Annotated in this window: 14 protein-coding genes and 1 pseudogene; 13 read left to right on the top strand and 2 right to left on the bottom strand. The window is 42.5% G+C overall.

Annotated features, from left to right (window positions below; all coding sequences use genetic code 11):
* Nucleotides 1-147: 147 nt before the first annotated feature.
* The 10 genes and pseudogenes from ftsE to ACFO3D_RS04695 all read left to right on the top strand — a co-directional run bounded on the left by ftsE (nt 148) and on the right by ACFO3D_RS04695 (nt 11,708).
* The gene (gene ftsE / locus ACFO3D_RS04740; RefSeq protein ID WP_390293487.1) at nt 148-834 is read left to right on the top strand and encodes a cell division ATP-binding protein FtsE; all 687 of its coding nucleotides are present in this window, start codon (nt 148-150) and stop codon (nt 832-834) included.
* Nucleotides 824-1,717, top strand: a complete 894-nt coding sequence (gene ftsX / locus ACFO3D_RS04735; RefSeq protein WP_390293486.1) for a permease-like cell division protein FtsX — start codon at nt 824-826, stop codon at nt 1,715-1,717. The genes ftsE and ftsX overlap by 11 nt, the downstream gene beginning before the upstream one ends.
* Nucleotides 1,718-1,777: 60 nt before the next feature.
* Nucleotides 1,778-3,142: a murein hydrolase activator EnvC family protein gene (locus ACFO3D_RS04730; RefSeq protein WP_390293485.1), complete on the top strand. Its 1,365-nt coding sequence runs from the start codon at nt 1,778-1,780 to the stop codon at nt 3,140-3,142.
* A gap of 274 nt (nt 3,143-3,416) precedes the next feature.
* Nucleotides 3,417-4,883 carry a S41 family peptidase gene (locus tag ACFO3D_RS04725; RefSeq protein WP_390293484.1) on the top strand — a complete coding sequence of 489 codons (1,467 nt, stop codon included), beginning with the start codon at nt 3,417-3,419 and terminating at the stop codon, nt 4,881-4,883.
* A gap of 787 nt (nt 4,884-5,670) precedes the next feature.
* The gene (locus ACFO3D_RS04720) at nt 5,671-6,861 is read left to right on the top strand and encodes a PDZ domain-containing protein (protein WP_390293483.1); all 1,191 of its coding nucleotides are present in this window, start codon (nt 5,671-5,673) and stop codon (nt 6,859-6,861) included.
* Between the two features lie 260 nt (nt 6,862-7,121).
* Entirely contained in the window at nt 7,122-7,643 is a 522-nt protein-coding gene (locus ACFO3D_RS04715; RefSeq protein ID WP_390293482.1) for a cupredoxin domain-containing protein, read from the top strand.
* Between the two features lie 24 nt (nt 7,644-7,667).
* Nucleotides 7,668-9,137: pseudogene (locus tag ACFO3D_RS04710) on the top strand (cbb3-type cytochrome c oxidase subunit I).
* Nucleotides 9,138-9,166: 29 nt separating this feature from the next.
* Complete coding sequence (locus ACFO3D_RS04705; protein WP_390293481.1) at nt 9,167-9,727, top strand: hypothetical protein; 561 nt, start codon at nt 9,167-9,169, stop codon at nt 9,725-9,727.
* Nucleotides 9,728-9,952: 225 nt separating this feature from the next.
* Nucleotides 9,953-11,032: a multicopper oxidase domain-containing protein gene (locus ACFO3D_RS04700; protein WP_390293480.1), complete on the top strand. Its 1,080-nt coding sequence runs from the start codon at nt 9,953-9,955 to the stop codon at nt 11,030-11,032.
* Nucleotides 11,033-11,168: 136 nt separating this feature from the next.
* On the top strand, nt 11,169-11,708 hold the full coding sequence (locus tag ACFO3D_RS04695; RefSeq protein ID WP_390293478.1) for a YkoP family protein: 540 nt from the start codon (nt 11,169-11,171) through the stop codon (nt 11,706-11,708).
* Here the strand turns inward: ACFO3D_RS04695 and ACFO3D_RS04690 are convergent.
* Nucleotides 11,668-12,549: a metallophosphoesterase gene (locus tag ACFO3D_RS04690; RefSeq protein WP_390293477.1), complete on the bottom strand. Its 882-nt coding sequence runs from the start codon at nt 12,547-12,549 to the stop codon at nt 11,668-11,670. The two genes, ACFO3D_RS04695 and ACFO3D_RS04690, sit on opposite strands and share 41 nt — an antisense overlap.
* A 95-nt stretch (nt 12,550-12,644) precedes the next feature.
* Between ACFO3D_RS04690 and ACFO3D_RS04685 the strand changes: the two genes are divergently transcribed.
* On the top strand, nt 12,645-13,745 hold the full coding sequence (locus tag ACFO3D_RS04685; RefSeq protein WP_390293476.1) for an MGDG synthase family glycosyltransferase: 1,101 nt from the start codon (nt 12,645-12,647) through the stop codon (nt 13,743-13,745).
* 298 nt (nt 13,746-14,043) lie between these two features.
* On the opposite strand, the gene ACFO3D_RS04680 is transcribed toward ACFO3D_RS04685, so the two are convergent.
* Entirely contained in the window at nt 14,044-14,445 is a 402-nt protein-coding gene (locus tag ACFO3D_RS04680; RefSeq protein WP_390293474.1) for a FixH family protein, read from the bottom strand.
* Nucleotides 14,446-14,673: 228 nt separating this feature from the next.
* Between ACFO3D_RS04680 and uvrB the strand changes: the two genes are divergently transcribed.
* Together uvrB and uvrA are read left to right on the top strand one after the other, a co-directional pair.
* A complete protein-coding gene (uvrB, locus tag ACFO3D_RS04675; protein WP_390293473.1) occupies nt 14,674-16,656 on the top strand; it encodes an excinuclease ABC subunit UvrB in 1,983 nt (660 codons plus the stop codon).
* Between the two features lie 27 nt (nt 16,657-16,683).
* Nucleotides 16,684-19,560, top strand: coding sequence for an excinuclease ABC subunit UvrA (gene uvrA, locus ACFO3D_RS04670; protein ID WP_390293472.1), 2,877 nt, complete (start codon nt 16,684-16,686; stop codon nt 19,558-19,560).
* The last annotated feature ends 197 nt before the right edge of the window (nt 19,561-19,757 follow it).

The following is a 19,757-nucleotide window of genomic DNA, read 5'->3' as shown; positions in this document are numbered from 1 at the left end:
GGCGAAAGATGGTATAATGTTAATTAATTCTTGATTAGAAAATTAATCGCCGCATTAAATAGTGAATATTCGACTGAGGACATCATAGAACGTTAAGAATCGACAGCGAGAATTACTACTCAGAGAAGGATTAAAGGTGATAAATGCATGATAAAGATGGAAGATGTTTACAAGACATATGCCAACGGTGTAACCGCACTGAATGGCGTTAATATAGAAATAGACCAAGGGGAATTTGTTTATATCGTGGGCCCCAGTGGTGCAGGGAAGTCAACTTTCATTAAGCTGATGTATCGGGAAGTTAAGCCAACAACCGGTAAGATTGTCATTAACAATAAAGACATGAGTGAATTGAAAGAGAAAGAGGTTCCATTCCTGCGTAGAAATATCGGAGTTATTTTTCAGGATTTTAAGTTGCTTCCTAGACTCTCAGTCTATGAAAATATTGCTTTTGCCCTCGAAGTTATCGAAGAATCACCCCGTAATATCCGCAAACGTGTAATGGATGTTCTTGAACAGGTTGGTCTTAAAAACAAGGCCCGGTTCATTCCGGATGAACTGTCAGGCGGGGAACAACAGCGTGTATCTGTTGCCCGGGCAATTGTAAACCATCCGAAAGTAGTTATAGCGGACGAGCCTACTGGTAATCTCGACCCGGAAACCTCGTGGGGAATAATGCGACTGTTTGAAGAAATTAATGCAAGTGGTACTACAATTATCATGGCCACGCACAGCAAAGAAATTGTCAACACGATTAAAAAGCGCGTGATTGCGGTTGAAGATGGATTAATCGTACGTGACGAACATCGAGGTGAATACGGCTATGAAATTTAGAACCCTCAAAAGACATTTCCGGGAAGGTATTAAAAATATTTTCCGTAACGGCTGGATGACAGTTGCGTCTGTCGGTGCTGTAACCACAACCCTTATTCTTGTGGGCGCTTTTCTTGCACTGATGCTCAACCTCAATAATATGGCTAAAGCCGTTGAGGATGACGTGGAAATCAACGTTCTAATTGATCGAACTGCTAATGAGCAGCATATTAAAGAACTTGGTGCCAAGATAAAGCAGATAGATAATGTAGCCAGTGCGGAATTCTCTTCAAACGATGAAGAGCTCAAAAAGTTAATTAAAAGTATGGGTAAAGAGGGAGAGTCCTGGCAGTTATTTAAACAGGACAACCCGCTGAATCATGTATATATCGTAAAGGCAGAAGATCCGCAAAACACAGAAGATATAGCCACCAAAATAAAAGGATTCGAAGGTATTCAGGAAGTTAATTACGGCGAAGAGGTTGTTCAAAAGCTGTTTAAATTTAATGAATATGCCCGTAACATTGGCCTAGTACTGATTGTTGGATTACTTTTTACAGCTATATTCCTTATATCAAATACTATTAAACTAACGATTATGGCCCGAAGCAGAGAAATTGGAATCATGAAGCTTGTAGGTGCAACAAACGGTTTTATCCGCTGGCCTTTCTTTATAGAAGGTATGCTGCTTGGAGTTTTAGGGTCAGTAATTCCTATAGGGATAGTACTTGGGGGTTATTATTACCTCGACAACAGCATAAGTGGCCAAATATCCTATAGCTTCGTAGAACTGTTGCCATTTAATCCATTTGCATGGCAACTATCACTAACTATATTGGCAATTGGAGCATTCATTGGAATCTGGGGCAGCGTGATGAGCGTGCGCAAATTCCTGAAAGTATAGATTAAGAGATTTCTAATCTTCAACTAGACAAAGTTTTATAGTATGAGAGGGGTATACGAGTTGAAAAAAGCATTTTCATGTGTTTTGACTGCAGCATTATTATTGAGTACAGGTACAGTATCCGCAAATTCTATGGGTGATGTAAATAGTAAAATTAATGAACTAGAAGAAAAACAGTCAAAGTTAAACGAAAAAAAGGGTGCAGTGAATAACAAAAAAGAAGCAACTGAAGATAAAATCTCCAAAAACCTGGACAAGCAGGAAGAGGTAGGCAATGATATTGCTTCTATTGACAAGCAACTAAAACAAACCAGAGAGAAAATCCAGCAAAAAGAAAATGAAATTGCAACAACTAATAAACAAATAGAAGACCTGAAACAACAGGTTACAGATCTAACAAATAAAATAGAACAACTTAAAAACGAGATTGTCGTACTTAAGGAACGAATCGAGCAACGGGATAAAATGCTGAAAGAACGTCTCCGGGCAATCCAAAAAAATGGCGGAGAAATGAGCTACCTGGAAGTAATCATGGGTGCGCAAAGTTTCAGTGATTTTATCAGCCGGGCAACTGCTGTAAATACCATAATGGATCAGGATAAGACTATTATGGAAAAACAAGCGGCCGAGAAGAAAGAGATGGAAAAGAAGAAAGTAGAAGTTGAAGAGAAGAAGGCCTCAATTGAGAAGAAAAAAGCAGAAGTTGAAAATAAGAAAGCTTCTCTTGAGCAACAGGCGAAGGAACTGGGTTCATTAAAAGCTTCGTTGGATAAACAACTGGACCAGAAAAAGAAATTGATGGGTGAGTTGGAAGAACAGCATCAGCATTTGGAACAATATAAAATGAGTCTTGCTGAACAGCAGCAGGTTCTAAGTGACCAGGCTGCAGTAATTGCACGTGCAAAGAAAGAGGCAGTTAGTGAGAAGGAAAGACTTAAGCAGCTTGCTGAGAAAAAGAAAAGAGAAGCTGAGGCGAAAAATAGTGCTTCGTCAGCCGCTTCAAGTCAGTCAACCAGTTCGCCAGTAACGAATTCAAATGCAGCATTGGTGTGGCCGGCTAATGGGAGTTTCTCATCAGGGTATGGTCCGCGTCCAGCCCCTTATGGATACCACAGAGGCATTGATATTGCGGGTCCTGTAGGAACTACTATTAAAGCTGCATCATCTGGATACGTAACAAGGTCTGGATGGTCCAATAGTTACGGTAATGTTATCTATATTTATCATCCGCATATTGACAAAACAACTGTTTATGCACATCTGTCCAGCAGGTCAGTTGGTTTAGGTCAACAAGTGAATTCCGGTCAACGTATCGGCGGAATGGGTAACACCGGCGAATCTTACGGTAGCCATTTGCATTTTGAAGTGCATAATGGTGGATGGGATTATCATTCAGGGGTTAACCCTATGGCATACCTTCCATAAATCCCTATGAATGTATTTGCAATTTGATTGCATAAACTATAATATTAAAGGCATCGCACATTCGGTGTGATGCCTTTTTAGCAGATAAAAAAGTATAACCCTTTTTTATCTGAAAGCAGCTAGAAGGCAAGGTAAATGTCAACTTTTCCAATATAGGAAAGAAAGTATAAATCTTTCTTCCCTGCATAAAAGTAACTAAGGCAATCTCCATATGACTTGGAAGTGAAGCGGGGTTACAATTAAAGATAAAGTACAAGCTGGGGTGAATAATAGAATGAATCTTCGAAAGCAGCATATTGTGCTGATACTAGTGGCAGCCTTGGTGTTTGGATTTGCGGGAGCATATTTTGGAGTGAATCTTGCCCAGTCCGACAATAATACCGAACAGTCGCAGGGATCTGCAGGAGAAAGCCAGGAATTATTTGAACAGCAATCGAGTGAGCTGCCTAAGGATATGCAAAAGATCGCTCAAGCATACAATCTGATTAAGACGAACTATATTAATGATGTAAAAGACAAGCAACTTATTGAAGGAGCAATTCAAGGGATGTTGACTTCCCTTGAGGATCCATACAGTTCCTACATGGATGCAGAAACAATGGAACGTTTTAATGAGACAATTGAATCCTCCTTTGAAGGAATAGGTGCTGAAGTTAGTATGGTAAATGGTAAAGTAACCATTGTGGCACCGATCAAAGACTCACCTGCAGAGGCAGCAGGTCTTCGTCCAAATGACCAGATACTTAGTGTAGACGGTACGAGTGTTGTTGGGATGGACTTGTACGAAGCCGTTGAAAAGATACGGGGTAAAAAGGGAACCGAAGTAGTATTGGAAGTTCAGCGGGACGGGGTTTCTGAACCGTTTGATGTGACGATTACACGAGATGATATTCCAGTGGAAACTGTGTATTCTGAGGTTAAAACAATCGACGGTAAAAAGACCGGAGTGATTGAAATCACCACATTTTCAGAAGACACAGCGAAAGACTTTTCTGAACAGCTTGCTAAACTTGAGGAGAAAAATATCGAAGGTCTTGTGATAGATGTCCGAGGAAATCCAGGCGGATTGCTCAATGCTGTCGAGGGTATTCTTAAAAACTTTATTCCAAAAGATATGCCATATGTGCAGATTGAAGGTCCAAATGGTAAACAGTCCAAGTCATATTCAGATTTGGAGAAGAAGAAGCCATACCCAATCAGTGTTCTGATTAATGAGGGAAGTGCTTCCGCATCTGAAATTCTGGCAGTTGCCATGAAGGAAGCCGGATATGATGTTGTAGGGACTAAGAGTTATGGTAAGGGAACTGTTCAACAGGCAATTCCGCTTGGTGACGGTAGCACCATCAAATTAACTTTCTTTAAGTGGTTATCACCGAATGGAAAATGGATTCACGAAAAAGGTGTGAAACCGACCGTTAAAGTGGAACAACCTGACTACTATTTTACTAATCCAGTTGAAGTAAAAGATTCTTTAACCTTTAACCATACTGGAGTTAAAGTGAAAAACATTCAGGTTATGCTTAAGGGGCTTGGATATAAGCCTGGCCGGACCGATGGTTACTTCAGCAAGGATACACAAACTGCTGTAAAGAACTTTCAGACCGATAACGACTTGAAAGTAACCGGAAAAGTAGACGCCAAAACAGCAGCCTTGATTCAAACAAAGATAGTGGAACAGATTCGGGCAGGTAAGGATGACGTTCAAATGGAAAAGGCGCTGAATGTCCTATACAAACAGTAAATCCTAATCCGCGGTATCACACCGCGGATTTTTTCATAGGCTGTTTTTTAAAAGATTGTTGTTATGATACAAAAACTATAAAATGCGAAGTAGTTAGCTATGTTGATTTCCGCTTCGCGCAGTCGCTTTTCACCACTCCGGGTGCAAGTACGACATCTGCTCATACTTTCGCAGTGTCTCCTTTGCCGCCGGGCAACGCTTCAACTTCCTCGGAAGAAGATCACTTCCTGCGGGATTTTCAGCTGTTGCTTCGACGAACAGGACGTTCTAGTACCGGCGTTGGCCACAGGACGTGGCCGTTTTTAGCCGGTGACCCGCAGGAGTCGACTACCCTAGGCTCCAATCAACGCCAAGTTAGCGAAGCAGATTTATGTAGAATTCAGTGAATGGCCGTTGGAAACATGCTCAATCCCTTGTAAGTTATGGACACCAAGCGTAAGCAATACACAAAGACTCCTGTGGAACAACGAGCCTAAGAGATCCCACAGTGAGCGGTCTTTGCGAGCGAGGAGGCTCGTGGTGAGTCCAACGGCAAAGGAAACACTGTGAAAGCTTTAGCTTGAACAGATGTTGACCTTGCACCCGGAGTGGTGAAAGCGAAGTGTATTGCTGAAGCGATTGCCTAGCACTTCCCTAATTCATTACTTCGCATTTTATATCAACTGTAAGGGTTAAAGAACTTAAAGTTAAGAAAAGAGACTTTCAAAAAGAAGGAAATGATTCGACAAATACCGAATATAACTACATAATAGTTTATAGAAAGAAAACGGTGTTGGAGGTGAATTGGATGGCAGAAGCTTGGCTGATAGAAATAGCTAAAGGGTTCGGAAAGTTCTTTATGAATCCTGTTTTTTACTGGGCTATCATTCTTACCTTATTAGCAGGATATAGTCGTATCCGACGGGAACGAATGAATTTTGGTTTGAAACTGTTCGATGTCTTTTCAGAATGGAAAAATACCTTGGTTTTATCGATGGTATCTGGGCTGGTTATCTCTCTTCTGTTTGTCGGGGTAGGGTTTGTCTTTTCTTACACGACCATTCTAATACTGTGTGCAATTACAATATTATTAAGCCTTACACTCAGGTTTACGATGCTTTCCCCAAGTTATACGATTGGCATTACATATATTGCTTTGTTGTTTCTGCCGTTGATTCCGATTAATCAGTCTCTGACAGATTGGCTGGCAATTGATCATATAAACTTTATAGGAATTAGCCTGTTGCTGGCAGTGTTATTGACTGTCGAGGCACTACTACTCAAGCGGAATAATCGGAGCAATACATTTCCTGATTTGGAGCGGGGGCGCCGGGGTTCCTGGATGGGAACGCATCATTTAAAAAAGTTAAGCATTATACCCTTTTTTATCTTGGTACCTTCCGGGGCGCTTCAGCCGATTGCTCCCTTCTGGCCGTATTTCTCAATGAACGGGGAGACGTTTAGCCTGATACTTGTCCCGTTTTTGCTTGGTTTTGATTATACAGTACGTGGAAGTCTGCCTGAAAAGGCTTCTGCACGGATAGCCAGGTCCATTCATATTCTCAGCCTGGTTGTACTGCTGCTTGCACTTGGGAGTATTTATGCTGGATGGTTGTCACTTTGTGCTGTTGCCGTTGCGATAATTGGCAGAGAGTATATAAATTACCAGCACCGGGTAAAGGACCAACAGAAAACAGGTTACTTTAACCGGAACGGCAGAGGTTTAAAAGTCCTGGGAATAATCCCTGGTACACCTGCAGACCGGTTGGGAATCCTTGCCGGTGAATCGATTGTAAAGGTTAATAGCAGGAAGACAGATAATATGGATGAGTTTTACTTGGCTTTACAGGAAAGCGGGGCATTTTTTAAACTTGAAATTATCGGTGATAATGGGGAGCTACGATTTGTTCAGGGTGCAATTTATGAAGAGGATCACCATGAACTTGGCATTATAACTGCAGATCACCCACACAAAGAAGACGAATCGAGAGCTAATTAAATCAAGTTTTGAATAAAAGCAATGGACTACTTATTGGTAGCCCGTTGCTTTTTTTGTTTTGCTTATTTACCTCAGGAAAACACTGTTCGCATAGTAATAAACATAAAAAGTAAAATAACTGTTTATTCACAAATTTACCTTTGATTAGTGATTTGCATCACAGGTCAAACTCCTTATTTTTCGTATGATGAATTCGATCATCAAACGGCTTTATAGGTTGATCAGATACCATCAGATATTTGACTGAGGAGGTTATTAATTTGGTACAAACAGTTGCTTCAATTGTTACGTTGTTTTTTATGCTCGTTGTTGTTTTTGTATTTGGATACGTATTTCTTAAATCAAAAGAGAGAAGAGAATATGAACCAATTAAGAAAAAATGGTATAAGGTTCGTACGTTTTATGGAGCATCTCTAATAATCGTAATGCTGATTCTAACGGTATATACATTGCGTGAGTTACCGTATGATCAGCCGGTCTACGGGGCCGAAAAGGAACCTGTAATCGTAAATGTAGAAGCGATACAATTCGGCTGGAAATTAAGCCAAAGTGAGTTTAAAACTGGTGAGCCGATTGAATTCCATGTGACAAGCAAGGATGTTAATCATGGCTTTGGAATCTATGACAAGGACATGAAGCTGATAGCGCAGACACAGGCGATGCCGGAATACACTAATAAGGTATATATAACGTTTGAGGAACCTGGCACATATGAAGTGCTTTGTCTGGAATATTGCGGACTGGCTCATCATTTAATGAAAAGCAAAATTGTCGTTAAGTAATAAATCGATAGGGGTGTCAAAAGGATGGAAACAACAATTAAATCACGAAACAATCTGGTGGTGGCATATTTAACTGTTGGCGGAATCATAATTATGGCTATGATGGTTTTCGGTATATTAATGTTATTGGCGCAGGGAGGGGTTCTGAATGTACCGGCTGCAGCGTTTTATCAGTTTCTGACCATACACGGAACAGGCATGATTGGCGCGGCAGCACTTGCAACTGCGGGGGTTATGTGGTACTTCCTAAGCAATTATGTATCTCTTTCAAAGAAAGTTATGCTGACAAATTTGGTTTTATTTGTGCTTGGTGTAGTGATGGTGATTATCGGGGTATTTTCATTTAAGTATGCAAGCTCCTGGACATTTCTTTATCCATTACCGACGCTCTCCGTTAATGCTTGGGGGAAAATTGGTGCGCTGCTGTATCTAGGTGGAATGCTTATCCTCGGGATAGGGTTTTTATTATTCTATTTGGATTCAGGGCGGGCAATAATTAAAAAATACGGAAGCCTTGCAAAAGGTCTTGGCTGGGATGTTATTTCGGGGAAAAAAGCCGAAAAGGATGCGCCTTCAGCTACTGTAGTTGCGAGCACAATGGTAACGATTGTGAACATTACCGCTTTGACAGCCGGTGCGATCGTATGAATTATGAACATGATTAATGTTATAAATCCCGCTTTTACATTTGATCCGTTACTTGCTAAAAATTTAACCTATGCATTCGGACATATTTTTGCTAACTCGATTATTTACATGGCTGTTATAGCAGTTTACGAAATACTTCAGCGTTATACGAATCGTCCGTGGAAGGCGAATAAAGCATTTTTAATAGCCTGGACCATGTCGACGATCTTCACCCTGACGATTTATACACACCATTTGCTGATGGACTCGGTGATGCCTAAGTGGACGCTGGTGTTGGGACAGATTCTGTCATATGCAAATGGGCTACCAGTTCTTGTCGTAACTGCATATGGCGCTCTAATGATTGTTTATAAATCAGGTATTAAATGGGATGTTGCTTCTTCACTGATTTATATTTCCATGTTCGGTTGGGTGGTTGGTGTAGTACCAGCTATTGTCGACGCAACAATTGTGGTGAACCATGTAATGCATAACACAAAGTGGGTTCCGGGACATTTTCACATGTATATGGCACTTGGGGCTTGCGCAATGTTGTTTGGGTTCATGTATTACATGGCTAAACAGGAGGGCTATTTTAAAGTCTCTGTGCTGGATAAAATCGCGACCATATCATATACACTCGCAATTGCCGGCCTTAGTGGGTCTTTCTTGGTATCTGGCGCACTGAGTACTCCCAGAAGGTGGGCAACTCATATTCCTGAATGGATGGGACCTGCTTTATTCGGATCTGTTGCAGGAGTGCTTGCTGTATTGTCAGTTGCCGTGTTCGTGACTCATTTTATCCGCTATATAGGTAATAGGGACAAGACAGCGGCACATGAACTGGACATCAAAAATCCTGCCTAAAGAAGAATGAGAGAATGAGGAGTGGTAAGATGAAACAGACTAAGTTTGGATTCATATTGTTCCTAATACTGCTCCTTCCTCCAGTCAGGAATTTACTTGAGTCAATTATGGTGGTTCACATGCTTGTTCAGCTGCCATTATTAATCTTTTTCGGTTGGCTGATGGCAGATTATTTTCAAAATAGGTTTCCAAGCTTTTTTGAAAAATGGAACGCAAATGGCCTTCCCGGAATTATTCTGGTTGTTATCATAACGACCTATTGGATGATTCCCCGCACGCTGGACGAGGCATTTGGCTCATGGGAGGTAGAGCTTTTTAAGTTCGTTAGCTTGCCAATCCTCGTTCGTATACCTTTAAGTCACAGTTGGAAAACACTTTCATCACTTGGCAGAAGTTTTGTCATATTTAACTACCTGCCAATGTTCGGCCTGATGGCATGGTTGTATATTGATGCCCCGGTAAGGTTATGTAACAATTATTTGGTAACTGAGCAAAAAGTGCTTGGTTGGGGCTTTCTGGGTATTACGGTATGCATCATTTTATATACGCTGCAGAGTGTATTTACAGACCATTCAGAGGAAACATACTAAGGCTGTATCACTGGTATTAAGCCTGGTGGCGCAGCTTTTTTATTGACATATATTGTTCACGAATTCACATACTTGAGTGATGCGAATCACATGTACAGCGGGTAATTCGAACTAAACTATAAGTGAAGATAAGAACAGCCATTCAGTCAGGCAGATAACAACAACTACTCATCTTTGATTGAGTGGCATAAGCCCTTATCTATTAAAAAACATGAGGTGATTCAAATGTTGAAAAATGCAGGGATAAAAGCCGCTGTTGGTCTTAGTGTCACTCTATTGTTGTTATCTGCTTGTGGTGAAAGTACCAGTGAGTCCCAAAAAGTCGTATCACCTGAATTGGAAAACACCATACATGAAGTAAGCGCTGAAGGGTCTGCAGCGAACGTAATAAAACCTCATCAGGGAGTGAATCAGGAACCAACTCCACTGGAAATAAAGCGGGAAGGTACGGACGTTTACATTAATATGACCGCCCAAATCACTGATATTGAAATTGCAAAAGGATATACGTACAAAGCTTGGACATTTAACGGGGAAACCCCTGGCCCACTAGTAGTTGTGAACGAAGGAGATACTATTCATTTCACATTGGAAAATAAAGATCCAGCCATCCCGCATAGCATGGACTTTCATGCAGTCCATACTGCACCTGATAAAGGATTCGCCAATGTGGCTCCAAATGAGGAAGGGACGTTTTCTTATCAGGCCACAAAACCTGGAGTGTTCATGTATCACTGTGGAACCGCGCCAATTCTGACGCATATTGCCAATGGAATGCACGGAGTTATCATCGTTAAACCAACTGAAGGATATCCAACTGACCAGGAAATTGACCGGGAATATGTTGTAATCCAAAATGAATGGTACAAATACAATGATCTTGAAAATATGACAAATGAAGAGCCAGCGCAAGTTGTATTTTCCACCAAGGCCCTTCAGGAAGGACAACCAAATACTAATGGTACGGTATCTGCTGTGAAAGATACGCCGCTTCTTGCCAAAGTTGGTGACAAAGTGCGAATCTATATAAACAACATGGGTCCAAATGAACTAAGCAGCTTCCATGTTGTCGGCACCATTTTCGATGACGTATATATCGATGGTAACCCTGCCAACCACTTCGAAGGAATGCAGACAGTGATGCTTCCGGCCAGCGGTGGAGCGGTAGTTGAGTTCACGGTTAAAGAAGAAGGTGTATATCCTTTCGTTACCCATCAGTTCAACCACGCAACCAAGGGAGCTGTTGGTTATATCAAAGTTACCTCTGATGGAAGGGACGATGGCAGTACAGTTGGTGGTCATTAATATAAAAAACTTCTGCTGGGTATCCGGCAGAAGTTTTTTTGGATTAAAATACCTTCAATATAATTTTGCAGGATATGCAAACTAGATATAGGCGGAAGCCCAAGAACCATTTTGTTAGTGAAAAAGGGGAATGGCAGTGAAAAATTATCTACTGGGTGCATGGAATGCAATCGATCCCATTTACTACGGTATATCCAGACTTCATTATGTTCCGGATCAGGAAGATAATAACACATTATTCCGCGTAAGGCTAACGAGGTATAAAGGCTACAGCGTAGTTCTTAGCGATGGTACCGTTATCTCCAAGGATGATCTTCTTATTAAACTTCACCTGCACAATGTCAGGATGATAAGCGAACTTGCAGCGGTTGAAAGTGATATAAAAAAGGCAGTGTTAATTTACCACAGAGTCCGCGATGGGTTACCGGGATTGGCAAAATTTCTCGCATCTCATGACCGAGGAAATGAGATCAAAGGTGTTATCGGAATTACCACGTTGTGTCGAGGGGCAGAACGGCTTGGTTTTGAGAAGGTCACAATCAGGAGTCGTCCCTATTCTTTATATAAAAAGATGACCTTATTACCGATTAAACACATCGCGAACACTAAATTAGATTTGGACCCAGCTTATTTGTTTATGTCGAAGCAACAGCTGCTTTCGAAGTATCCGACATAGAGTTTGTTTTTTCGGAAGTTACTGAACAAACTGGAATGCTGTGAAACGTAATTTCCGGCCGGCTGCCGACCCGAATATTTAGACCTGTCTGGCCAAGCCCCTCACTGATATAAAAGGGTGATTGTTCATGGGAGTGTAACCCCTTGATAATGTTGTTTCGTGCAAGATCACCCATTTTTGCAAGGTGATATGCTTTCGGATAACAGATTTGCCCACCGTGGAAATGACCGGCCATTAGATAGTCAAAACGGTATTCAGTCATTTCAAGTACAATTGTGGGGTCATGTGTCAGGACAATGTTGGTCCCCGGGACAGTCTTTTTGAATGCAAGCGGTACATTGCTGCGATTGGTGTAATAGTCATCAATACCAATAATATTAACGGGTTTGCCATTTATAGTAATTGTCTTGCTCTCATTCTGCATAACATGGACTCTGTATTCCTGCAGAACAGACTTCAGGTTGTTTAAGTCATCATCTGCCAGCACATAATCATGGTTGCCCAGCACAGCATAGATTCCATAACGAGATTCAATTTTGACGAGTTCTTTTAAATACGGAATCAGTTTTGGAATCGTTTTTTTTCGATCGAGAAAATCACCGGTCAGGGCAATCATATCGATTGGTTCGTCTTTTATTTTTTCGGTAAGCTGTTCAGGGGAGACAGAGATATTTTCGAGATGAAGATCAGAAAGATGCAAAATGGAAAGCATGGATTGCTCGCCGTTATTAGATGAAACATTAATTTTATTTATCTGTATTTCCCTGGTATTTCGGTATGCTCGGTAAAAAAATATCGTCCCAGCTAGAAGCAACAGGGCAGAAGCCAGTAGCAAAGCCATTGTTATCTCTCCTCTCACAATAATACATTATAACATTTAGACATTGACTCTATCATTGGTAAATGGAACCAGCATCAGGACAGACGGAGGTAAAAATGTCACAGAAAAAAGCATTATTCCTACCTTTCATGCAAATCCCCACTGGGCATCACCATGTAGCGGATGCGTTGATCGAATTGAGTAACCGCTATATGGATTGCAGTAAAGTTGATATTTTGTCGTACAGTTTCGGTCCGATGGAGAAAGTGGTTTCTTCAGCTTATTTAACATGGATCAGACACTTTCCGGGTGTATATGACCGGATTTACCAGTTCGCAGCATATCGGAATTCACCGAAAGTATCACGCCACTATCTCTATGAATTATTATTTGTCCATTTTTTTAAACGGCTGACAAGCGTGCAGTCCCCTCATATTCTTTTCTGTACGCATGCACTGCCGTCAAGTATTGCCTCTGTCCTGAAAAAAAAGAATCAATTAAACGCCATAGTGGTGAATGTCTATACTGATTTTTTCATTAATAGAGTTTGGGGAATTGAAGGAATTGATTATCATCTTGTCGCTACTGAAGCTATGAAAGAACATTTAGTGAAGAGAGGAGTCCCTCCTGAACGGATTGTAATGACAGGGATACCTGTCCATCCAGCATTTAATACCCGAACTCTAAACAAAAAAACCGGAGATAAGCTATCTGTGCTGGTTACTGGTGGCAGTCTTGGGGTGGGAGCGATCCATCAGTTGGTACGTGCGTGTCAGTCGGGGAAAATTAACTATCTTGTCCTTTGCGGGAAAAATTCAGCGTTGTATAATCAGCTGAAATCCGCTGAAAATCCATCAATCAGACCGTTTCCGTACATTGAGAACAAGCAGGATTTGAACAAAATCTATGACAGTGTGGACGGGGTTCTGACAAAGCCTGGAGGGGTGACTGTCAGTGAATGCCTGATAAAACGAAAGCCGGTATTTCTGTACAACCCATTACCTGGACAGGAAATGATTAATGCAGAAGAACTTACACGGATTGGTCTGGCGAGAATGGTTGAAGTGAATTCCGGACTGGAACAGCAGATTATAGGCTTTTTTACAGACCGAGCCGAGCGGAAGAAGCATAAAATCAATCTGGATGCCTACCATGAACAACTGGACAGCCGACCAGTGAATAGCGTAATTGAGGAGCTGATCAGAAAAAAACACTAGCGTGTTGAAGCTAATGTTTTCTGTCAGCTCTTTATTTAGAGGTAAGAAAGTATAAGTTTTGCTCCATAAAGTTCTTGATTTACACAGCCACGTCCAGCTCCAGCGCCCATCACCTAGTGCCCTTCCGGCCTCTTCTTACGATAAAGAAGACTTGCCGACTGGTGAAACCAGAGGCCTAGTCGCACTTATACCCTTGTGGTGAAAGTCAACATCAATTCGCTTCGCTCATTGTGCTTCCTTTATCTCATACGATTCCGTCCAGGTCATACGGTGATAAGCAGGGCGCTTACGCTTTTGTTCATGTTTGCGGATTGCCGACGGTAATTTCTTGCTTTGGCATCGTATGCATTGCACGGGCACTCACATGGGATTGAACATGATAAACACCAGCTTCTTCAAATTTTTTCTCCACGGTGTACTTCCCGTCTCCAGTATGTTCGGCCGCAATCATTTCACTATCATCTTTCATGCCGTCTTTCCAGATTTCAAATTCAACCTCATCTGCATCTTCGACAGGCTCGCCATCCTGGGTAACTGTTACAGTAAATGTTTGAGGAGCATTCAACTCGGCTTTATCTGGGACTTTCAGTTCAGCATTTATAGCACTAACAGTCTCGTTGTTTGATGCATTACTGTCTTCCTCTTCACCACAACCGGCAAGAAATGCTGCCATAATAAGCAACAATATTACTTTCTTCATCGTCAGAATCCTCTCCATGGCATATCTAATGTCATTATAGTTAACAAACTATCGTAAAACAATGTTATCGTGTGAAACCTTTGTGAATGATTTTTCTTCACGTAAAACGGGTAAGATGTATAAATATCAGGCAAGCAAAAGTATCGAATATTTGTTCGCTTATATGTTAAAATGGATACATATCTGTGGTAGAATATATACAGATCGTAATAAACGGAGGTTTTTGTGTTGAAAAACCAATTTGAACTGGTTTCCCAGTATGAACCGAGTGGTGACCAGCCAAAAGCAATTAAAGAAATCGTGGAACGAGTTAATACTGGTCAGCGGCATCAGACTTTACTTGGTGCTACAGGGACCGGAAAAACATTCACCATGTCGAATGTCGTTCGTGAAATTAATCGTCCAACGTTGGTTATTGCCCACAACAAGACACTCGCTGGACAATTGTATAGCGAATTTAAGGAATTTTTTCCAAATAATGCGGTAGAGTATTTTGTCAGTTACTATGACTATTACCAGCCGGAAGCATATGTCCCCTCAACCGATACATTCATCGAGAAAGACGCCAGTATTAATGACGAGATTGATAAGCTTCGCCACTCGGCAACATCCGCGCTGTTTGAACGGCGCGATGTGCTTATTGTTGCCAGTGTGTCATGTATTTACGGTTTAGGCTCTCCTGAAGAATATAAAAGTCAAGTGCTGTCACTGAGAATGGGGATGGAAAAAGACCGGGACCAGCTGCTTCGTGACCTGGTTGACATTCAGTATGCACGTAATGACATTAACTTTCAGCGTGGAACCTTCCGCGTGCGTGGCGACTCTGTCGAAATCATCCCGGCCTCCCATGAAGAACACTGTATCCGGGTGGAGTTCTTTGGTGATGAAATAGACCGTATTCGAGAAGTGGACGCCTTGACCGGAGAAATAGTAGGAGACCGTGAACATGTGGCTATTTTCCCAGCATCCCACTTCGTAACCCGTGAAGAGAAATTAAAAAAAGCTATTATAAATATCGAAAAAGAATTGGAAGAACGGCTGGCGGAACTTCGTGAGCAGAATAAGCTGCTGGAAGCACAGCGGCTTGAGCAGCGGACCAACTATGATCTTGAAATGATGAAGGAAATGGGTTTTTGTTCCGGAATCGAGAACTATTCCCGGCATCTGACATTTCGTGAAGAAGGCGCAACTCCGTATACACTCCTGGATTTCTTCCCGGATGATTTTCTGGTCATAGTCGATGAGTCTCATGCCACCCTTCCGCAAATCCGAGGTATGTACAACGGGGACCGAGCAAGGAAACAAGTACTTGTCGATCATGGTTTCAGGCTGCCATCGGCGCTTGATAACCGTCCATTGAAGTTTGATGAGTTTGAGAAAGCGACGAATCAGCTTGTCTATGTATCTGCAACACCAGGACCGTATGAAAGAGAGCATTCACCGGAAATGACCGAGCAGATTATCCGTCCGACAGGGTTGCTTGATCCGGTAGTGGATGTCCGTCCGATTGAAGGGCAAATTGATAATCTGATAGAAGAAATCAATAAACGAACCGAGCAGAATGAGCGGATCCTCGTCACCACACTTACGAAAAAAATGGCAGAGGACTTAACGGATTATTTAAAGGAGATAGGTATTAAGGTTGCGTATTTGCACTCTGAAATTAAGACACTTGAGCGAATCGAAATTATTCGAGATCTTCGTGTTGGCAAGTATGATGTGCTTGTCGGGATTAACCTTCTCCGTGAGGGGCTAGATATACCTGAAGTATCTCTCGTTGCGATACTCGATGCCGATAAGGAAGGGTTCTTGCGTTCAGAGCGGTCGCTCATCCAGACAATGGGCCGGGCTGCACGTAATGAGAACGGTCAGGTGGTAATGTATGCTGACCGGATTACCGGATCCATGGAAGTGGCAATTGATGAAACAAACCGCCGTAGAGAAAAACAGATTGCATACAATGAAAAACATAATATTACGCCTAAGACAATCCGAAAAGATGTACGGGGTGTAATCAGAGCAACGGTTGCAGCAGAAACACAGGAAGACTATGATAAGAAGCCAACCAGTCTGACAAAACTCTCTAAAGCGGAAAAACAGAAAGTGATCAAACAGATGGAAAAAGAAATGAAAGAAGCAGCAAAGTCGCTTGATTTCGAGAAGGCTGCTGAACTTCGTGATATTGTATTTGAATTGAAGTCTGAAGTGTAATCTTTAAAGTGGAAGGATGACCTGTTGATGCCTAGTAAGTCTATTAATATCCAGGGTGCCAGAGCACATAATTTGAAAAATGTCGATGTAACAATTCCAAAAAATAAACTTGTCGTCTTAACAGGCCTCTCCGGGTCAGGGAAGTCCTCATTGGCCTTTGACACGATTTATGCCGAGGGGCAGCGTCGCTATGTGGAATCTCTTTCCGCATACGCACGCCAGTTTCTGGGGCAGATGGATAAACCAGATGTGGATGCTATTGAAGGTCTGTCCCCTGCCATATCGATTGACCAGAAGACGACCAGTAAGAACCCGCGCTCGACCGTCGGTACGGTAACTGAAATTTATGATTACCTGCGGCTTCTGTATGCCCGGGTTGGCCATCCAACATGTCCGAAGCATGGAATCGAAATCACTTCCCAGACTGTTGAGCAGATGGTTGACCGGATTTTAGAATACCCGGAACGTACTAAGCTGCAGATTCTAGCTCCGGTCGTCTCCGGCCGAAAAGGTGAGCACGTTAAAACCTTTGAGAAGCTGAAGCAGGAAGGTTATGTCCGGATCCGTGTCGATAAAGAGATGCGGGAAGTTACAGAAGAGATTAAGCTTGAAAAAAATAAGAAACATTCCATTGAAGTTGTGGTTGACAGAATAGTTGTCAAAGATGGTGTCGCAGGAAGGCTGAGTGATTCGATTGAAACTGCACTCGGCCTTGGCGAGGGAAAAATCATCGTAGACGTTATCGGGGAAGAAGAGCTTATGTTCAGTGAAAATCATGCATGTCCGATTTGCGGGTTTTCAATTGGTGAACTGGAGCCCCGGTTATTTTCCTTCAACAGCCCTTTTGGTGCCTGCCCGACATGTGATGGGCTGGGCACGAATCTGGAAGTGGATATGGAGCTGGTTATACCGGACTGGAACCTGACGCTCAATCAAAATGCGATTGCTGCCTGGGAGCCGATTAGCTCACAGTACTATCCGCAGCTCCTTAAAAGTGTGTGCCAGCATTATGATATCGATATGGATACCCCAGTGAAGGATATCCCAGCAAAGAAAATGGAAAAAATACTTCATGGAAGTGGAAAGGAAAAAATCCATTTTCATTATGTAAATGATTTTGGCAGGACTCATGATAATTATATCTTTTTTGAAGGGGTATTGAATAACATCGCCCGCCGTTACAGGGAAACTTCTTCTGATTTTATCCGGGAAACACTAGGGAAGTATATGGCGCAGACAAACTGTCCGACATGTAAAGGATATCGTCTCAAGGAGGGGGCGCTTGCTGTATTGGTGAATGGGATGCATATCAGCAACGTTACCGACTATTCCATAACAGAAGCAAAAGAGTTCTTCCAAAATCTTAATCTGTCAGAGAAAGAAGAACAGATTGCCCGGATGATCCTGAAGGAAATCTGTAACCGGCTTGATTTTCTTAATAATGTTGGACTCGATTATCTGACGATGTCCCGTGCAGCAGGAACACTTTCCGGCGGGGAAGCCCAGCGGATTCGGCTTGCCACGCAGATCGGATCAGCGCTTACCGGAGTATTATATGTGCTTGATGAACCATCGATTGGTTTGCATCAGCGGGATAATGACCGACTTATCGAGACGCTGAAGCACATGCGTGATTTGGATAATACATTGATTGTGGTTGAACATGATGAAGATACTATGCTTGCAGCGGACTACCTGATTGATATCGGTCCGGGAGCGGGAGAGCATGGCGGAGAGATTGTTGCCAGCGGAACCCCAAACCAGGTGAAGAAAAACAAAAATTCGCTGACAGGCAAATATCTGTCAGGTGCTGAATACGTCCCATTGCCGGGCAAACGCCGCAAACCGACCAAGAAAAAAGTCGAGGTTGTCGGTGCGGAGGAGAACAACCTGAAAAACGTCACCGCTAAAATACCTATTGGTTTAATGACTGTCGTGACCGGTGTATCCGGGTCAGGGAAAAGTACGCTTGTGAACAGCATCCTGTATAAGTCATTGGCCAAGCAGCTTAATCGGGCCAAGCTTAAACCCGGGAAACATAAGAAAATAAACGGCATTAATAATATTGAGAAGGTAATCGATATTGACCAGTCTCCAATAGGACGAACACCGCGATCAAACCCTGCGACATATACAGGGGTATTTGATAATATCCGTGATGTATTTGCACAGACGAATGAAGCAAAAGTACGAGGATACAAAAAAGGGCGTTTTAGCTTTAATGTTAAAGGTGGACGTTGTGAGGCATGCCGCGGGGATGGAATCATCAAAATAGAGATGCACTTTCTGCCAGATGTATACGTACCTTGTGAAGTGTGTCATGGTAAGCGTTACAACCGCGAGACATTGGAGGTCAAGTACAAAGGGAAAAGTATTGCCGACGTGCTGGATATGACAATTGAAGAAGCGCTTGACTTCTTTGCCAACATCCCGAAAATAAAACGGAAACTCCAGACGATTTACGATGTGGGACTTGGCTATGTTAGACTCGGTCAGCCGGCAACAACATTGTCCGGCGGAGAGGCCCAGCGTGTTAAGCTTGCCAGTGAACTACATCGACGGTCTAATGGAAAATCATTCTATATTTTGGATGAGCCGACAACCGGTTTGCATGTTGATGATATTAAACGGTTATTGAACGTCCTCCAGCGTTTGGTTGAAAATGGTGACACGGTACTTATCATCGAGCATAACCTTGATGTGATTAAAACTGCCGATCATATTATCGACCTTGGGCCGGAAGGTGGCGACCGCGGTGGCCAGATAATTGCCACTGGAACACCAGAGGATATAACCAAAGTGGAAGAATCCTACACAGGTAAGTACCTGAAGCCTGTACTTGAACGGGATCGAGAACGAATGAAGGCGGATATGGAAAAACGCGAAAAGGTAGGATCGAAATAAGCCGAAAAGCAGCGGGCACATAACGTGCCCGCTGCTTTTCGTGTGTTTTGTTGCTCTTTAATCCTTGGAGTAGATAAGGAGTGCGTCACAGGAGTCGACTGTCCTACACCCCAATCAACGCATGTTAACGAAGGAAATACACGAAGACTCCAGCGGGAAAGCGAAGACGTTGAGATCCCACAGGGAGCGTTCTTTGC

It is taken from the genome of Virgibacillus kekensis (assembly GCF_042654125.1).
Classification (GTDB): domain Bacteria; phylum Bacillota; class Bacilli; order Bacillales; family Amphibacillaceae; genus Lentibacillus; species Lentibacillus kekensis.
The sequence above is the reverse complement of the archived record's forward strand: the minus strand, read 5'-3'. Positions and strand labels throughout refer to the sequence as shown.

What these genes read in the sequence shown, in the direction of transcription:
- ftsE (WP_390293487.1), top strand. Translation starts at nt 148, where the DNA reads ATGATAAAGATGGAAGATGTTTACAAGACATATGCCAACGGTGTAACC.
- ftsX (WP_390293486.1), top strand. Translation starts at nt 824, where the DNA reads ATGAAATTTAGAACCCTCAAAAGACATTTCCGGGAAGGTATTAAAAAT.
- ACFO3D_RS04725 (WP_390293484.1), top strand. Translation starts at nt 3,417, where the DNA reads ATGAATCTTCGAAAGCAGCATATTGTGCTGATACTAGTGGCAGCCTTG.
- ACFO3D_RS04720 (WP_390293483.1), top strand. Translation starts at nt 5,671, where the DNA reads ATGGCAGAAGCTTGGCTGATAGAAATAGCTAAAGGGTTCGGAAAGTTC.
- ACFO3D_RS04705 (WP_390293481.1), top strand. Translation starts at nt 9,167, where the DNA reads ATGAAACAGACTAAGTTTGGATTCATATTGTTCCTAATACTGCTCCTT.
- ACFO3D_RS04700 (WP_390293480.1), top strand. Translation starts at nt 9,953, where the DNA reads ATGTTGAAAAATGCAGGGATAAAAGCCGCTGTTGGTCTTAGTGTCACT.
- ACFO3D_RS04690 (WP_390293477.1), bottom strand. Translation starts at nt 12,549, where the DNA reads ATGGCTTTGCTACTGGCTTCTGCCCTGTTGCTTCTAGCTGGGACGATA.
- ACFO3D_RS04685 (WP_390293476.1), top strand. Translation starts at nt 12,645, where the DNA reads ATGTCACAGAAAAAAGCATTATTCCTACCTTTCATGCAAATCCCCACT.
- ACFO3D_RS04680 (WP_390293474.1), bottom strand. Translation starts at nt 14,445, where the DNA reads ATGAAGAAAGTAATATTGTTGCTTATTATGGCAGCATTTCTTGCCGGT.
- uvrA (WP_390293472.1), top strand. Translation starts at nt 16,684, where the DNA reads ATGCCTAGTAAGTCTATTAATATCCAGGGTGCCAGAGCACATAATTTG.